The sequence below is a fragment of the Pseudoalteromonas sp. NZS11 genome, assembly GCF_015864765.1.
GTDB lineage: Bacteria > Pseudomonadota > Gammaproteobacteria > Enterobacterales > Alteromonadaceae > Pseudoalteromonas > Pseudoalteromonas arctica.
Genome location: NZ_JADYWP010000002.1, coordinates 368,724 through 384,187, shown reverse-complemented (window position 1 = coordinate 384,187; position 15,464 = coordinate 368,724). Strand labels below are relative to the sequence as shown.

The window sequence follows — 15,464 nt, the reverse complement described above, 5'->3', positions numbered from 1 at the left end:
ATGACTAACTGTTAGCTCGTTTTTACTGTATAATTTGCGACCCTTGATAATGTGGCCGTAGGTTATACAGCATGAATTTTAAATCTTTTAGTTTCGCTCCTGAAATCATCCAGGCGTTGGACGAACTTAACTATCACACCCTTACGCCCATTCAGCGCGCAGCAATTCCTGCTGTCCGTAAAGGTAAAGACGTTTTAGCCAGTGCACAAACTGGTACCGGCAAAACTGCCGCGTTTGCTTTACCTATCATCCAAAAATTGGTTGAGTCTGAACTCAGCACAACTAATGCACCTCATGCATTAGTACTTGCTCCAACGCGTGAACTTGCAGAACAAATTGCAAATAATTTTAGAGATTTTGCAAAGCATACATCACTTAAAGTCGTTAGCTTATTTGGTGGTGTTAGCACTGCCGGCCAAGCAAATGCTTTAAAAGAAGGTGTAGATATTGTTGTTGCAACGCCAGGTCGTTTATTTGATCATATTCGTTTAGGTAACTTAAGCCTTGCAAGTGTTAAGCACCTTGTTCTTGATGAAGCTGACCGTATGCTTGATATGGGCTTTATTGAAGATATGCAAAACGTTATTAAAAGCTGTGCAGAAGAGCGCCAGATTTTACTTTTCTCTGCTACATTCCCTGCAGCAATTAAACAATTTGCATCTAAAGTATTGAAACAAGCTGAAATAGTGCGTGTTGATCAAACTAACAGTACAGCAAGCACCGTTGAGCATGTTGTTTACCCAGTTGAAGAACGTCGTAAGCAAGAGCTACTTTCTGAATTGATTGGTAAGAAAAACTGGCAACAAGTGCTTGTCTTCGTAAACATGAAAGAAACAGCTGATGAGCTTGTTAAAGAGCTTAACCTTGATGGTATTCCGGCAGGCGTTTGCCACGGTGATAAATCTCAAGGTAACCGTCGTCGTGCTTTACGTGAATTTAAAGAAGGCAAGGTACGTGTATTAGTGGCTACAGAAGTGGCTGCTCGTGGTATTGATATTGATGGCTTACCTCGTGTAATTAATATTGATTTACCATGGCTTGCAGAAGATTACGTTCACCGTATTGGCCGTACAGGTCGTGCTGGTCGCCAAGGCCAAGCAATCTCATTTGTTAGCCGCGAAGAAGAAAATACATTATTTGAAATTGAAACGTTAATCGGTCAAAAAATCAAACGTGTATATTTAGAAGGTTACGAAGTAAGTAATCGCGAAGTGCTAATTGATAAAATTGGTAAAAAGCCAGCGCATTTACGCCGTACACGTTCTAACAAGTTATCAGGACAAGCAACCGGTGAAGCGAGAGCAGTAAATCGCTCACGTATTTCAAGCGTTCGTAAAAGCTTAAAAGGCGAAAAACTGTCACTTAAAAAGTCATAGTTAACGCCGTTTAGTTTAAAAAAAACCTGAGTTTACTCAGGTTTTTTTGTGCCTGGTGATAACACCTCATCAATAATATTTGCGTATAAATAAGCCGCTTGCTCGTCCTCTTTATTTGCTATTATGGACAAACCAACCGGTAAACCACTTACTTTTCCGACCGGTAGGGTTATGTGCGTTGTGCCAGCAATAGCAGATAACGAACTACTACTGCCATTAAAATTATCACCATTAACTAAGTCAGTTTTCCAGGCGGGGGATACTGTAGGCGCTATAACAATATCAAGCTTGTTGTTTTTGTATACATTAACAATGGCTGTCGTTGCTAAAGTGCGATAGCGTTCTTTAGTCTCCTGGTATTTTTGTTTGTTAGTTAAATCAATAGCCTGCGATTGAACTAGGATGTCTTGCTCAAAGTGGGGCATTTCTGTTTTTTTATTTTGAATATTAAAATTAATAAGTGCTTTTAGGCTTTTAACAGCCACTTGTGTTGGAGTGTTTGCGAGGTAATGATTAATTTCGGCTTTGAAGTCATAAAGTAAAATATAGTATTCATCAACAAATAGCGTATCTAAGTTATCAGTAATATCTACATTAATAACAGTGTGTCCAGCCTGTTTTAATGCTTGTAACTGCTTGGCATAAAGGCGCTGCGTTTCAACTGTAAATTTGTCGCTAGGCAGTGCACCAATAATAAGTGTCGATTTTAGTTTTATATTACCTGTTTTTAATTCAAACCCTGTAGTTGTTGCATCAAGGGAGTCTTCACCTTGCAAAACAGATAAAACCAGCAGCGAATCTTTAAGAGAATGCGCCATCGGCCCTACTGAATCTTGGCTACTTGAAAGAGGCACAACACCTGAGCGTGATACTTGGCCCATACTTGGTTTTATTGCATAAACTCCATTTACTGAGGCAGGGCACGTAATTGAACCGTCTGTTTCAGTCCCTAATGCTATAGGCGCAAAGTTAAGTGCTACCGCAACAGCAGAACCTGCGCTAGAACCACATGGGTTACGTGTTACATCGTGCGCATTATGTGTTTGTCCGCCTACGGCACTCCAGCCTGAAGATGAATAGGATGAACGAAAATTTGCCCACTCACTTAAATTAGCTTTACCTAAAATTATAGCGCCCGCATTACGAAGTTGTTTAACAACAAAAGCATCATTATCAGTAACGTTATTTTTAAGTGCTAAAGAGCCAGCCGTTGTGGGAAGTGTACCTTTAGTTTCTATATTATCTTTAAGAAGTACAGGTATGCCGTGTAACGGACCTGCCCACGTGCCTTTGGCGGCAAGTTCATCTAACGTTTTAGCTTGAGCAATAGCTGTAGGCTCTAAACTAATAACCGCATTATAGTGTGGATTAAGTTTATTAATTCGGTCTATATAATTTTGGGTGAGTTGCTGTGCATTAATAGAATTATTTTTATATGCACTGTGAATTTCATCGATGGTTTTTAGCTCTTGTGCTTTAGCGTTAAAAATTGCTAATACACTAAGCAACGAAAAGGTAAATGTTTTGATCATTGTTGAGGTGCTTGAGGTGTTATTATTTTCTATACATTTAGCACAAAAAAGCCTCACAAAGTGAGGCTTTTCGATAAACGGCTTAAAAAAGAGGTTTAAGCGTTTTCTAACATAGACAGTGCGACCGCTTCAGCCGCTTTAATACCATCAATACCCGCTGATAAAATACCGCCAGCGTAGCCTGCGCCTTCACCTGCAGGGTAAAGCCCTTTGGTGTTAATACTTTGGAATGTTTTATCACGCTTAATACTAATAGGCGACGAAGTACGTGTTTCAACGCCGGTTAATAAACCGTCGTTAGTTGAAAAACCACGAATTTGTTTATTAAACGCTGGTATCGCTTCGCGAAGAGCATCAATTGCAAATTGTGGTAGCACTTTACTCAAGTCGGTTAACTTAATACCGGGTGTGTAAGAGGGTTGTACTTCACCTAAGTTTTCTGATGATTTACCTTTCAAAAAGTCGCCAATTAACTGGGCTGGTGCATCGTAGTTGCTACCACCAAGCTCATACGCTTGCTCTTCAAGTTTACGTTGTAAGTCTATTCCGGCAAGTGGATTACCTGGGAAATCTTGCTCCGGTGATATGCCTACCACAATAGCGCTGTTAGCGTTGCGCTCACTGCGTGAATATTGGCTCATACCGTTGGTAACAACGCGGCCCTCTTCAGAGGTTGCAGCGACTACTGTGCCACCTGGGCACATACAAAAGCTGTAAACTGTGCGGCCATTGTCGCAATGATGAACAAGTTTATAATCGGCAGAGCCTAAAATTGGGTTTCCTGCATTTGTACCAAAACGACATTCATCGATCATTGATTGTTTATGTTCGATTCTAAAACCGACTGAGAATGGCTTTGCTTCAACATAAATCCCCTTTTTGTGGATCATATCAAACGTGTCGCGTGCGCTGTGACCAACGGCTAATACAACATGGCGAGTGTTTAGTTGCTCGCCATTTGAAAGCGTTAAACCTGTTACTTGCCCGTCGTCTAAATGAATATCGTCAACACGTGTGCTAAAGCGAATTTCGCCGCCGAGTTCTATTATACGAGCGCGCATTTTTTCAATCATGGTGACAAGTTTAAACGTACCAATGTGTGGCTTACTTACGTATAAAATTTCATCGGGTGCGCCAGCTTCTACAAATTCAGTAATGACTTTACGACCGTAATGTTTTGGATCCTTTACTTGGCTGTATAACTTACCGTCTGAGAATGTACCTGCGCCACCTTCACCAAATTGTACATTTGATTCGGTATTAAGTGTGCGTTTACGCCAAAAGCCGAACGTGTCTTTTGTACGTTCACGTACCTCTTTACCGCGCTCTAATATAATGGGATTAAAGCCCATTTGAGCAAGTAATAAGCCTGCAAATAAACCACAAGGGCCAAAACCAATCACAACAGGGCGCTCTGTTATATTTTCGCTGGCTTGGGCTACAAATTTATAGTTTGTGTCTGGCGCTACTTTTACATGTTGGTCTTTTTCAAATGCCGCGAGTAGCTCAGCTTCGTTATCTACTTCTATATCGAGTGTATAAATCAGTAAAATAGCTGATTTTTTACGTGCATCATAACCACGCTTAAACACATTAAAACTGTGCAATTGTTCTGGTTGGATTTTTAGTTTATTTACAATTGCTTGACCAATTGCATCTTCGTCATGATCAAGTGGCAGCTTTATTTCGGTTAAACGTATCATTTATATCTCTTTTAGGTGTCATAGCGGGGTATTATTACCGCTCACAATAAGGGGATGCAGGGCACAACGGGTGTGCAAACATAAGGCGCGTATTTTACGTTAAAATAGGGTGATATGGCACTTATTTATTGTATTTTTGGAGTGGATGGGTATGATCCACAACTGTTGTTTAAAATCTTAGGTATTAAAATAGTATGGCGTTTGTAGTCACCGAAAATTGTATAAAATGTAAGTACACCGATTGCGTATCAGTGTGCCCAGCAGATGCATTTTTTGAAGGCCCTAATTTTTTAGCAATTAGCCCGATTGATTGTATCGATTGTGGTTTATGTGTCCCTGAGTGTTCAGCTGATGCTATATACCAAGAAGATGAATTACCAGAATCTCAAAAAGAGTTTACTGAATTGAATGCTGAACTTGCACTGGTCTGGCCGCGCATTACAGAGGTTAAACCTGCACCAGAGGACGCTGATGTATGGAATGGCATAGACGATAAACTTAAACTACTCGAAACATAATACGTAACAATTAGTTACTCCTTTATCATTAAATAGTTAATTTTTTATTTCAAAGTATTAACAAATGTACCTGGATAAATTACAATCCCCAGCTTAAGTTACTCCCTATGAGTAATTACAGTCTAAATGGATGTTTATGCAGTACTTTATAATTATAATAAAAAAGTTTACCTTCCTATTTTTAAGTTTCGTTTTATTACTCTCAAGCCTTGATGTAGCGGCTAGTAAACAGCAAGTATCCTTATCTCGTATTGATTCAAATATCACTATTGATGGTGTTATGGATGAAGTGCACTGGCAAAATGCGACACGTATACCTCTACTCTACCAAGATGAGCCTAACGAAAAAGGCACACCTCCTGTAAAAACTGATGCCTTTATTTACGAAGATGGCACAAACTTATATGTTGCCTTCATTGCAGAGGATCCAAACCCTGAACAAATTCGTGCATCACTTCGTGATCGCGATACGCTATGGGAAGACGACGTAGTCATTCTTGTTATTGATACATTTAATGATGAACGCAGTGGTTATGAATTTCATGTAAATCCCCTTGGTGCACAAGGCGATATACGAATGACCGACACCGATGGATGGAGCTCAGATACCTCATGGAATGCTATTTGGGATAGCGCGGGACAAATTAACGAGAAAGGTTACGTTGTTGAAATGCGTATTCCTTTTAAGGCACTGCGCTTTCCTGAAAATAAAAAAGAGCTAACGTGGGGTTTTTCAGTAATGAGAAACTACCAACGTGATGTTTTATATCAGCTATCAAATATGGGATTTGATAGAAATATAAAATGTAGCCTTTGTCAGTTTGATAAGTTAGTTGGATTTAGTGACATTGAATCAAGTAAAAATATCCAATTAACACCTACATTAACCACACTTCGTAACGATAATAAATCTGCGTTGCCAGGCGATTGGGATAAGGGTGATATAGATACTGAAGTGGGCTTAGATTTACGCTGGGGTTTAACAAAAGATGCTGTTTTAAACGCGACAATTAATCCTGATTTTTCGCAAGTAGAAACTGACTCTTTAGAGCTTGATGTAAATACAACCTTTTCAATTTATTACGCTGAAAAACGTCCTTTCTTTTTAGATGGAGCTTCTTACTTTAAAAGCAGCTTATTTGAGCTTTTATATACACGTACAATTGCAGAGCCTACTTTAGGTGCAAAATTAACGGGTAAAACGGGTGATCATAGTTATGCGCTAATGCTCGCTGATGACGACAATAGTAATATTTTACTGCCAACGAATCAGGGCTCTGGCTTTGCAAGCTTAAACGAAAAAACGAATGCAGCCGCAGGGCGTTATCAATATGACCTAGGTCAGCAGGGTACTATTGGCCTTTCAAGCACGCACAGAGAAAGTGATGACTATCACAACACTGTATTATCAGTGGATGGTAGCTACTGGTTTAATCAATCGGATACTCTTTTGTATCAAGTATCATCTGCTGATACACGTAACTCTGAATTTTTAATTCAAAATTATAACTTATCTGAAACTCAGTCAGATGAAGCATATGCCCTGGAACTTACCCGCGATAAACGTGATTACAAATTATTTGCATCTTATGAAAATATTGGGCAGGACTACCGCACCGATTTAGGTTATCAAGCTAAAGTTGATTATGAAAAAGTAGGCTTTGGTGGCGGACAAACATGGTACAGAGATGAATCTGATTTACTTACCTCATGGTCATACGAAGCTGACTGGGATAAAACGTGGGCGCAAAACGGCGACTTACTTGAAGACGAATACGAAGGCTTTTTAAGCTTTAAAGGCCAAAAACAATCTATTTTTGAAATTGGTTTAGTGCACCGTTATGAAAACTATAACGACAATTTTTATAATCAAAATATTGGTTTTATTTATACGGGCTTTAAACCCACTAAAGATTTAAAGCTTTCGTTATATATTGAATACGCTAGCCGCATTGATTATGCAAATGAGCAATTAGGCGATGCGTTTGACACTCAAACCCAAGTGGTTTGGGACATTAACGACCATTGGCAACTCGATGTAAAGCATAACTACAGTCAATTAGACAACCCGCAAGGGAAGCGGGTGTTTACTGCTAACTTGGTCGACTTTAGACTTCATTATAAATTTAGCATGCGTTCAATTCTTAAATTAATTTTACAATTTGAAGATATTGATAGAGACGAAAACGCCTACTTTTATCAAGTTAGTCAAATCAATAAAGACTACGGCAGCCAGCTTGTTTACTCATATAAAATTAATGCACAAACACTGTTTTATTTGGGTTACTCAGATAGAGGTTACCAAGACGATTCTCTTAAAAATATTGAGCGAGATCAGCGTACATTTTTTACAAAAGTTAGCTATGCATGGCAGCTTTAAATATTAAAAATAAAAAAGGAATAAATATGAATACGTTAAAAATAACAGTTGCAGCAGCAATGGTTGCCACCTTGGCCGGTTGTGCTGCAAAGCAAGACATTACTCGATTTGAAACAAACATACCTAAAACAGTATGTATTGCTGAACATAAGGCTGTTAAAGCTGGTGTTATAGATGCAATGAAAAAAGGTTTTGCAAAGCATGATGTTGAAACTCGGGTAATTCCAGCCAATTATGTATTGAAACACCAAGACTACCAGACCGAATTACCAGGTGCAGATACGACAGGATGTAATGCAGTGGCTTACTACGTAGCAAATTGGCGTTGGGATATAGCGCTCTATATGGCATACGCAAATATTTGGATTAAAGACGTTGAAACGAATGAAAAAATAGCACAAGCATCTTATCGCACCGGTGGTGGATTGGATAAGTTTATAGACGCTGAAGAAAAAATTATAGAGCTTATTGACGGTATGTATTAAATTTTAAACAATTAGAACCTTTTTGTTTATTTTTGTTAATCCCACCTATACTATATATCAAATATAATTAGTTAATCCGTTATTGTTACAATTTTTTGTTATTCTAATGGCTTAGGATTATATCAATGCTTGCGTAGTACTAAATGCAAGCGATATAATCCGTTTTTGGTAATAGGTTTGATAGGAGAAGCAAAGTAGATGGATTTTTTTTATGAGTAAACTTAAGCCGCTCGGTTTTATTTTCCTAATCATAATTCTATTTTGTTTTTGCATAAACATAGAGTTAACGAATCAGATTAATCGTATAAATTTATTTAGTACCAGTATTGATATACGAAATTTCGAAATAACGAATACCACTCTTGATATGGCTCCTTGGTATAATCCGATCTTAAATGGCCACTATATAATTGAGCAGCCCACAGCTGATTTTTTGCTTATTAAAACCACTGACACCCAGTTTGTAGCTGCTGATTCAAGTAAGTTAATTATAATGACACTTGCATCACCTATTAATTTTTTACTTTTATGTATCTTAATATTTGGTTCTGGCCTGTACTTACGCAGAGAGCGTAGAAAGCGTCATTATAAAAATCAAATAGCGGAGCTTAATCTTCAAGCCAATAGCTTACTCACTGCATTTAATTTGCAAGTAAAATCGGCAGAGAACCCTTTGGGTGTAAGCAGCTTAAGCCAATCAATAAATAGTTTAAATACGCATGTGGCTAATTATGTAAAACAAACTCAAACCAGTATATGCCAAGATAAACTGACGTTATTAATTGACCGTCATGCATATATTGAACATATCGACAGACAAATTAATCATGCTAATCAAGAAGATCTCAAGTGTGCGCTCCTGTTTATAGACCTTGATGGCTTTAAACAAGTAAACGACTCGTTTGGTCACAGTTTTGGTGATGAAATATTAGTTCAAGTTGCTAGCCGACTTGCGAATGTATTACGCCACCATAAATTAAGTAACATAAATAGTGCTAACCAATTAGAGCAAAACTTATCAAGGTTAGGAGGGGATGAGTTCTCCATTTTTATAGAATTACTTGATGATAGCGACAGAGTCGTTGAAATTGCTAAGCATGTGCTAAGTGAGCTTGAAAAAGACTTTGTGCTTGGCAATAAAATAGTAAAAATTAGTGCCAGTATTGGTATTGCGGCTTACCCAGAAAGTGCATCAACGCCTCAAGCGCTTTTACAATTAGCCGATGTAGCTATGTATAGAGCTAAAAGTGATGGTAAGGGAATATTTAAAGTTTACTCGCCAGAAATGGGTAACAAAATGCGCCGTTACCATTATTTACTTGAAGAGCTGCGTTTAGCAGTCGCGTGTAAAGATTTTTACTTATCTTTTCAGCCAATTGTGCATGTTGAAGATTGTATGATTGATTATTTCGAAGCACTTACCCGATGGGACCACCCAGTTGAGGGCATGATCCCCCCTTCAGAATTTATTCCAATAGCAGAGGAGTCTAATTTAATATTAGAACTTGGCGATTGGATTATGCTTGAATCATGTAGGCAAATGGCTGCATGGCACAATGCAGGTATGCGTAAAGTAAAAATATCAGTAAATGTTTCGGGCATTCAATTAAAGCACCGTGACATTTATGATTGGATAATGAAGAAGCTCAAAAAAACCGGTTTACCCGCTACGTCTTTAATGCTTGAAATTACAGAATCAACATTCATTAAAGCCAGTCCAAGAATTATTAAAGAGCTAAGTAGGCTAAGAGAAGAGGGCATCACTATTGCTATTGATGACTTTGGTACAGGTTTTAGCTCGTTGAGTACATTAGCGGATTTACCAATAGATGTTATTAAAATTGATCGCTCGTTTATAGCTCAAGCTAATAAAAGCCAAAAATATAATGATATATTAAATACAATTAGTGAGCTTGGACAAAAGCTTGGCCTTAAAATTGTAGCTGAAGGCGTTGAAGAAATAGGGCAGTTTGAACTTGTTAAAAAAATGGGTGTGAGTTCTGTTCAGGGTTATTTAGTAAGTCGACCTGAGTCATCAGCTAATGTAGGTAATAAAGTATTACGCAATAACACCAGTAACCTTTCAGCATCGGGTACAAGTGCTTGGGATATTGTTAGTTAGTTAGTTAGTTAGTTAGTTAGTTAGTTAGTTAGTTAGTTAGTTAGTTAGTTAGTTTACAAATAAAAATGCCACTCTAAGTAGAGTGGCATTTTTTGTTTAATCAGTAATTATTGTATTAAAGATCAAATGTGCGTGAAACAGCAAGTACAATACGCTCATCAGCATAATCGTAATCTAAGCTTGTGTTTTCAGCAGCTACTTCAATACCAAAACCTTCGTAGCTTGTTTGATATGCTAGACGGTAGTGATAATACGATTTGTCTCCCTTAGCTTGATCCCACTCAAACTTATCACCATCAAGTGAGTTTGAAATATCAAAGCTTGCACGTAGTGCATGATTAGGAGCTAGCTCATAAGTGTGAGCGATCATCGAAATAACGTGGCCTGTATCGTAACCAAAGTAATCCCAGCTGTACCAAAAGTTAAGCTCAGTTTGGCCGTATTCACTTGCATAACCAAATTTAGTGTAAGCTTCAGCGTAGTTACCATCGCTGTTATTACCTTGATAAGTGTAATAAGCGATACCGTAATCAACGCTAAATTGCTCATCAAGTTGTACATATTTACCTACGTAAGCATCAAGTTCAAAATCAGTGTCGTCACCAAAATCTACGTTTGAAGCCCATGCACCGGCGTAAACACCGCTATCAAAGGCATAGTCTAAGCTGCCTTGAATTGCAGGATCGCTATCTGTTTGTGTTACACCATTAAAAGTGTAGTCAGACGCTGCAGTGATTGTTGTTGACCAATCAGCAGCTGCGGTTGTTGATAAAACTGCAAATGGTAGTGCTACTACAAGTTGTTTTAGTTTGTTATTCATTATTAATCCCTAGTGTACTGTGTCTATTTTTGTGTAATCAATTTCGTTTGCTTTTGGTGAGCTGTCTATGTTTGTAACTGTTTTAAACTTGCTGTATCCGATAAAACCAGCACAGATAAAGAACAATCCAATAACCAATGCGCCTACCCACTGAATTTGTAAAAATTCTAATTTAAACAATAGTGTAAGTAACGATAAAGCGACAACATTTCCGATCATGTATTTCATTTTGCCAAAACGCTTTACGGTAAAGTTTAGGTTATCTGTATATAAACGCACTAACGAATCGAGTGAGTTAATTACAAATACAATACCTACAAATACCATTGCAAAGTTTTTAATGCCTTGAGTTGGAATGCCCGCTTCATGGTAGTGATAAAGTACGCTAAACCAAATCGCAATAGGAATAGAAGGGAAAATCAACATAGCACCTAATACTTGGTATGTTTTAAGTCCACCAACAAAGCGTGATGTAAATTGACCAATCATTATGCTCCACGCAAACCACCAGAATAAGTAGAACTCATGGTAATCATTAAGCGGTAAAACAAATTCATTAATGTTCGCAAAGTAAGTACCAATAGAGCCTAAGTTATCTGTAAATGCTGACATTTGACTATCACCAATCACAAATGCGCCAGCCCACATAAAGGCGATTAAAGCTAAAAATAACCAGGTAGTAGAAATACTTAAAATACGTACATATTTAATATCAGTACTTGAGTACACAGCAAAACAGATAGCAGCAAACACAATCAAGTAAAACTCAGAAACTATACTTGTTCCATCACCTAGTTCGGGTAAATACCACGGTAGGTTTGTAAGCAGCAAATAAGCGGTAAATGCACATGTACCAATAATTACAACGTTATTGATAAATTTAACCCAAGGAATTTCGAAAAATTTCACTTTAGGTTCTATTACACAGAAATAAAAGCACGTAAGAAAGTAAAATCCCCAGATCAAAAATCCCCAGTAGCCAAACTCAATAGCCAGTGGATTTGCAAACGCGTATTCTGGGCTTGCTTTTATGTCTGCATAACCTGCAAACTCAGTTAAAGGAAACATGATAAGGCCAACATCTAGGCCAGAAGTAAATAGTATTGCTATAAACGTAAAGGTTCGAACTGGTGTTACACCTACTACGCGAACATTACCCCATTTAATTAAAATAGTGATAATGGCGAGTAAGGTAAAAATGATCCCTGCATTAAGCCAAATAGTCATTGTTACCCTCCAGTAATGAATAAAAATAATTCATAAGCACTCCGTATTTTATTGTTTTATTCTCGCATTAACACAACGTAACCTATTTACATCGTGTGCCACTGCAAGGCACGCATTGGTTTAGCCCGACGAGACTAAACCTAAGCATGTGGCTAAAGTTAGATCTCCGTACTACGTTGTGTTTCTTGCCAGTTTTTTGTTATGGCAACATTCACATCCGATTTCTGTAATGGGTCTTTACCTAAAATTATGTCAGCTGCTTTTTCGGCAACCATAATAGTAGGCGCATTCAAGTTTCCGTTAGGAACAGTTGGGAATATAGATGAGTCAACAACACGTAGTCCTTCAATACCATGTACTTGCGTATTTGAGTTAACAACGGCCATATCATCTTCACCCATTTTGCATGAGCAAGAAGGGTGGTAGGCACTTTCTACGGCTTGGCGTACAAAGGCATCTATTTCTTCATCTGTTTGAATATGTTTACCAGGTTGAATTTCTTCATCGCGGTATTCATCAAAGGCACTTTGTTCGATTATGTCGCGTGTTAAGCGAACGCACGCTCTAAAGCCTTCAATATCGTCTTGGTGTTCAAGGTAATTAAATAAAATGGTTGGTGGTTGCTCAGGATTCGCAGAAGCAATAGTCACACTACCGCGACTTTTTGGTTTGTTATGACCAACATGTACCTGAAAACCATGACCTGCAAATGCACTTCTACCATCGTAACGCATAGCCGCAGGTAAAAAGTGATACTGAATATCTGGCCATTCAACACCTGGTTTTGAGCGAATAAACGCACACGATTCAAAATGATTCGTTGCACCTAAACCCGAACGCGTTAATAACCAGCGCGCACCAATCAACCCTTTTGAAACAATGCCTAGTTTGCCGTTAAGCGTGATAGGTTGCTTACACTTGTATTGAAAGTAAAACTCAAGATGATCTTGTAAGTTTTGACCAACACCTGGTAGATGATGCTGTACTTCAACGCCTGCTTTTTCAAGCGCTTGAGTATCACCAATACCAGAGAGTTGTAAAATATGTGGAGAGCCAATTGGCCCTGCACTTAGTACAACGTCTTTTGCAGCATGTGCAGTTTTAACGTCGCCATTTACTTTGTATTCAATGCCAGTGGCTTTTTTGCCATCTAAAATCACGCGTTGTGCTAGTGCACCGGTAATAATTGTTAAATTACTACGCGATTTAACAGGGTCTAAATACTCACGAGAAGCAGAGCTGCGCACGCCGTCTTTTACGGTCATGTGCATTGGGCCAAAACCCTCTTGCTGCGACGCATTATAATCATCTGTAGAAGCGTAACCCGCTTGTACACCTGCTTTGATAAAGGTACGGTAAAGCGGGTTTTTCATTTCGTTGCCGTTATTAACGCCAAGCGGGCCTTTGCCACCACGGTAAGTATTTTCACCAAGGTAAAAGCTTTCTGCTTTTTGAAAATACGGTAAACACGATTGGTAATCCCAGCCGTTTGCACCGTGTTGCTGCCATTCGTCAAAATCTTTTGCGTGGCCACGTACGTATACCATGCCATTAATAGATGACGAGCCGCCTAATACTTTGCCTCGAGGACAATGCATTTCACGGTTATCTAAATGAGGCTCAGGTTGCGTATGAAACTGCCATGCGTATTTGTCACTATTCATAGGAATAGATAACGCGGTTGGCATTTTTATAAAAATACTTTTATCGCTACCGCCAGTTTCAAGTAGTAACACGCGGTTGCTTGAATCTTCAGATAAACGGTTTGCTAAAACACAACCAGCCGAACCCGCGCCAACAATAATATAGTCGTAATGATTACTCATAGTAGGGCGCCTTAAAATGGGCTTTCTATGTCGGCCATACCAACATAAATAGACTTAGTTTGCGTGTATTGATCAAGAGTTTGTATACCATTTTCACGGCCAATACCCGATTGCTTATAACCGCCAACCGGCATTTCAGCAGGTGAGTTACCGTATGCATTAATCCAACAAATACCGGCTTGTAACTTATGAATCACGCGGTGCGCACGTTTAATATCGCTAGTAAATACGCCTGCAGCTAAGCCTAGGTGAGTCCCGTTAGCGCGTGCAATAACATCGTCTTCGTCGTCAAAAACAAGCACGCTCATTACAGGGCCAAATATTTCTTCTTTAACGATAGTCATATCGTCATTACAATCAATAAACACAGTCGGTGCTACAAAATAGCCATTAGGTGCAGATTTAGGTGAAAGCGTTGTACCACCGGTTAATAGCGTTGCACCTTCTTCGATGCCTTTATTAACGTAGCTCATTACTAGTTCTTGGTGCTTTTTAGAAATAAGTGCGCCAAAGTTAGTATTTAAATCTTGTGGGTCGCCAGCAATAATGTTTTTCTCAGTGCGCGCTTTAAGCTCATCAATAAACTGCTGATATACATTTTTATGAACGTAAATACGTGTACAGTTAGTACAAATTTCGCCTTGCGTATAAAAGTTACCTAACATAGCAGCGCTAACCGCTTGCTCAATGTTGGCATCATCAAATACTAATAGTGGAGATTTACCACCAAGTTCCATCGTGACATCTTTTAAAGTACCGGCAGCACTTGCTACTACTTTTTTACCTGTGCCTACTTCACCCGTAAATGATACTTTATCAATATCGCTATGCTGCGTTAGCCACTGGCCTACATCGCCCGCGCCTTGAACAACATTAAACACACCTGCAGGTACGCCAGCTTCAACAAAGACTTCTGCAAGTTTAAGTGCGCCAAGTGGTGTTTCTTCAGATGGTTTGAATATAAATGCATTACCAGCTGCAAGGGCAGGGCCCGACTTCCAACACGCAATTTGTAGTGGGTAGTTCCATGCACCAATACCCGCACAAATACCTAATGGCTCTTTACGTGTGTAGTAAAAGTCATCACCAACCATTTGTTGTTGGCCTACTTGTGCTGGCGCAAGGCCTGCAAAGTATTCAATTACATCAGCGCCGGTTTCAATATCAACACAATTTGCTTCTTGCATTGGTTTACCGGTGTCAAGTACTTCTACAAGTGCCAGCTCATCGTTGCGCTCGCGTAAAATAGCCACTGCTTTTAATAAAATGCGGCTACGTTCAATGGGTGTCATTGCTGACCACTGAGCAAAACCTTGCTTTGCACTGGCAATGGCTGCGTTTTGAATAAATTCGTCGGCAATTTCTACTGCGTAAATAACCTCGCCCGTTGCTGGGTTTGTTACATCAAATGTTTTGCCGTTCTGGTTTGCAAGAAAATGGCCGTTAATAAAATTTTGATAGACAGGTGTAGTCAC

At 38.9% G+C, this 15,464-nt stretch carries 11 protein-coding genes; 5 read left to right on the top strand and 6 right to left on the bottom strand.

The window, feature by feature from the left end:
• The first annotated feature begins 71 nt into the window (after nucleotides 1-71).
• Nucleotides 72-1,376, top strand: a complete 1,305-nt coding sequence (locus I6E82_RS05375) for a DEAD/DEAH box helicase (protein ID WP_002958629.1) — start codon at nucleotides 72-74, stop codon at nucleotides 1,374-1,376.
• A gap of 32 nt (nucleotides 1,377-1,408) precedes the next feature.
• Here I6E82_RS05375 and I6E82_RS05370 read toward each other — a convergent pair whose 3' ends face one another.
• Both I6E82_RS05370 and I6E82_RS05365 read right to left on the bottom strand, forming a co-directional pair.
• Nucleotides 1,409-2,908, bottom strand: a complete 1,500-nt coding sequence (locus I6E82_RS05370; protein WP_165725458.1) for an amidase family protein — start codon at nucleotides 2,906-2,908, stop codon at nucleotides 1,409-1,411.
• A 95-nt stretch (nucleotides 2,909-3,003) separates the two neighbouring features.
• A complete protein-coding gene (locus tag I6E82_RS05365) occupies nucleotides 3,004-4,611 on the bottom strand; it encodes an NAD(P)/FAD-dependent oxidoreductase (RefSeq protein ID WP_197113067.1) in 1,608 nt (535 codons plus the stop codon).
• Nucleotides 4,612-4,805: 194 nt separating this feature from the next.
• Here I6E82_RS05365 and fdxA point away from each other — a divergent pair, with 194 nt between their 5' ends.
• The 4 genes from fdxA to I6E82_RS05345 all read left to right on the top strand — a co-directional run bounded on the left by fdxA (nucleotide 4,806) and on the right by I6E82_RS05345 (nucleotide 10,116).
• Nucleotides 4,806-5,129: a ferredoxin FdxA gene (fdxA, locus tag I6E82_RS05360; RefSeq protein ID WP_002958626.1), complete on the top strand. Its 324-nt coding sequence runs from the start codon at nucleotides 4,806-4,808 to the stop codon at nucleotides 5,127-5,129.
• 136 nt (nucleotides 5,130-5,265) lie between these two features.
• Nucleotides 5,266-7,509 carry a carbohydrate binding family 9 domain-containing protein gene (locus I6E82_RS05355; protein WP_197117025.1) on the top strand — a complete coding sequence of 748 codons (2,244 nt, stop codon included), beginning with the start codon at nucleotides 5,266-5,268 and terminating at the stop codon, nucleotides 7,507-7,509.
• Between the two features lie 26 nt (nucleotides 7,510-7,535).
• Nucleotides 7,536-7,994: an Sbal_3080 family lipoprotein gene (locus I6E82_RS05350; RefSeq protein WP_007580787.1), complete on the top strand. Its 459-nt coding sequence runs from the start codon at nucleotides 7,536-7,538 to the stop codon at nucleotides 7,992-7,994.
• A gap of 367 nt (nucleotides 7,995-8,361) precedes the next feature.
• Entirely contained in the window at nucleotides 8,362-10,116 is a 1,755-nt protein-coding gene (locus I6E82_RS05345) for a putative bifunctional diguanylate cyclase/phosphodiesterase (protein WP_425595331.1), read from the top strand.
• A gap of 115 nt (nucleotides 10,117-10,231) precedes the next feature.
• Here the strand turns inward: I6E82_RS05345 and I6E82_RS05340 are convergent, their stop codons facing one another.
• The 4 genes from I6E82_RS05340 to betB all read right to left on the bottom strand — a co-directional run bounded on the left by I6E82_RS05340 (nucleotide 10,232) and on the right by betB (nucleotide 15,464).
• Nucleotides 10,232-10,936 (bottom strand): TorF family putative porin, encoded by a 705-nt coding sequence (locus tag I6E82_RS05340; protein ID WP_007580783.1) that lies wholly within the window; start codon nucleotides 10,934-10,936, stop codon nucleotides 10,232-10,234.
• Between the two features lie 9 nt (nucleotides 10,937-10,945).
• Nucleotides 10,946-12,163 carry a BCCT family transporter gene (locus I6E82_RS05335; RefSeq protein ID WP_024592192.1) on the bottom strand — a complete coding sequence of 406 codons (1,218 nt, stop codon included), beginning with the start codon at nucleotides 12,161-12,163 and terminating at the stop codon, nucleotides 10,946-10,948.
• Nucleotides 12,164-12,321: 158 nt separating this feature from the next.
• Nucleotides 12,322-13,989 (bottom strand): choline dehydrogenase, encoded by a 1,668-nt coding sequence (gene betA / locus I6E82_RS05330; protein WP_024608401.1) that lies wholly within the window; start codon nucleotides 13,987-13,989, stop codon nucleotides 12,322-12,324.
• Nucleotides 13,990-14,000: 11 nt separating this feature from the next.
• A complete protein-coding gene (gene betB / locus I6E82_RS05325; RefSeq protein WP_024591762.1) occupies nucleotides 14,001-15,464 on the bottom strand; it encodes a betaine-aldehyde dehydrogenase in 1,464 nt (487 codons plus the stop codon).

What these genes read in the sequence shown, in the direction of transcription:
- I6E82_RS05375 (WP_002958629.1), top strand. Translation starts at nt 72, where the DNA reads ATGAATTTTAAATCTTTTAGTTTCGCTCCTGAAATCATCCAGGCGTTG.
- I6E82_RS05370 (WP_165725458.1), bottom strand. Translation starts at nt 2,908, where the DNA reads ATGATCAAAACATTTACCTTTTCGTTGCTTAGTGTATTAGCAATTTTT.
- I6E82_RS05365 (WP_197113067.1), bottom strand. Translation starts at nt 4,611, where the DNA reads ATGATACGTTTAACCGAAATAAAGCTGCCACTTGATCATGACGAAGAT.
- fdxA (WP_002958626.1), top strand. Translation starts at nt 4,806, where the DNA reads ATGGCGTTTGTAGTCACCGAAAATTGTATAAAATGTAAGTACACCGAT.
- I6E82_RS05355 (WP_197117025.1), top strand. Translation starts at nt 5,266, where the DNA reads ATGCAGTACTTTATAATTATAATAAAAAAGTTTACCTTCCTATTTTTA.
- I6E82_RS05350 (WP_007580787.1), top strand. Translation starts at nt 7,536, where the DNA reads ATGAATACGTTAAAAATAACAGTTGCAGCAGCAATGGTTGCCACCTTG.
- I6E82_RS05345 (WP_425595331.1), top strand. Translation starts at nt 8,362, where the DNA reads ATGGCTCCTTGGTATAATCCGATCTTAAATGGCCACTATATAATTGAG.
- I6E82_RS05340 (WP_007580783.1), bottom strand. Translation starts at nt 10,936, where the DNA reads ATGAATAACAAACTAAAACAACTTGTAGTAGCACTACCATTTGCAGTT.
- I6E82_RS05335 (WP_024592192.1), bottom strand. Translation starts at nt 12,163, where the DNA reads ATGACTATTTGGCTTAATGCAGGGATCATTTTTACCTTACTCGCCATT.
- betA (WP_024608401.1), bottom strand. Translation starts at nt 13,989, where the DNA reads ATGAGTAATCATTACGACTATATTATTGTTGGCGCGGGTTCGGCTGGT.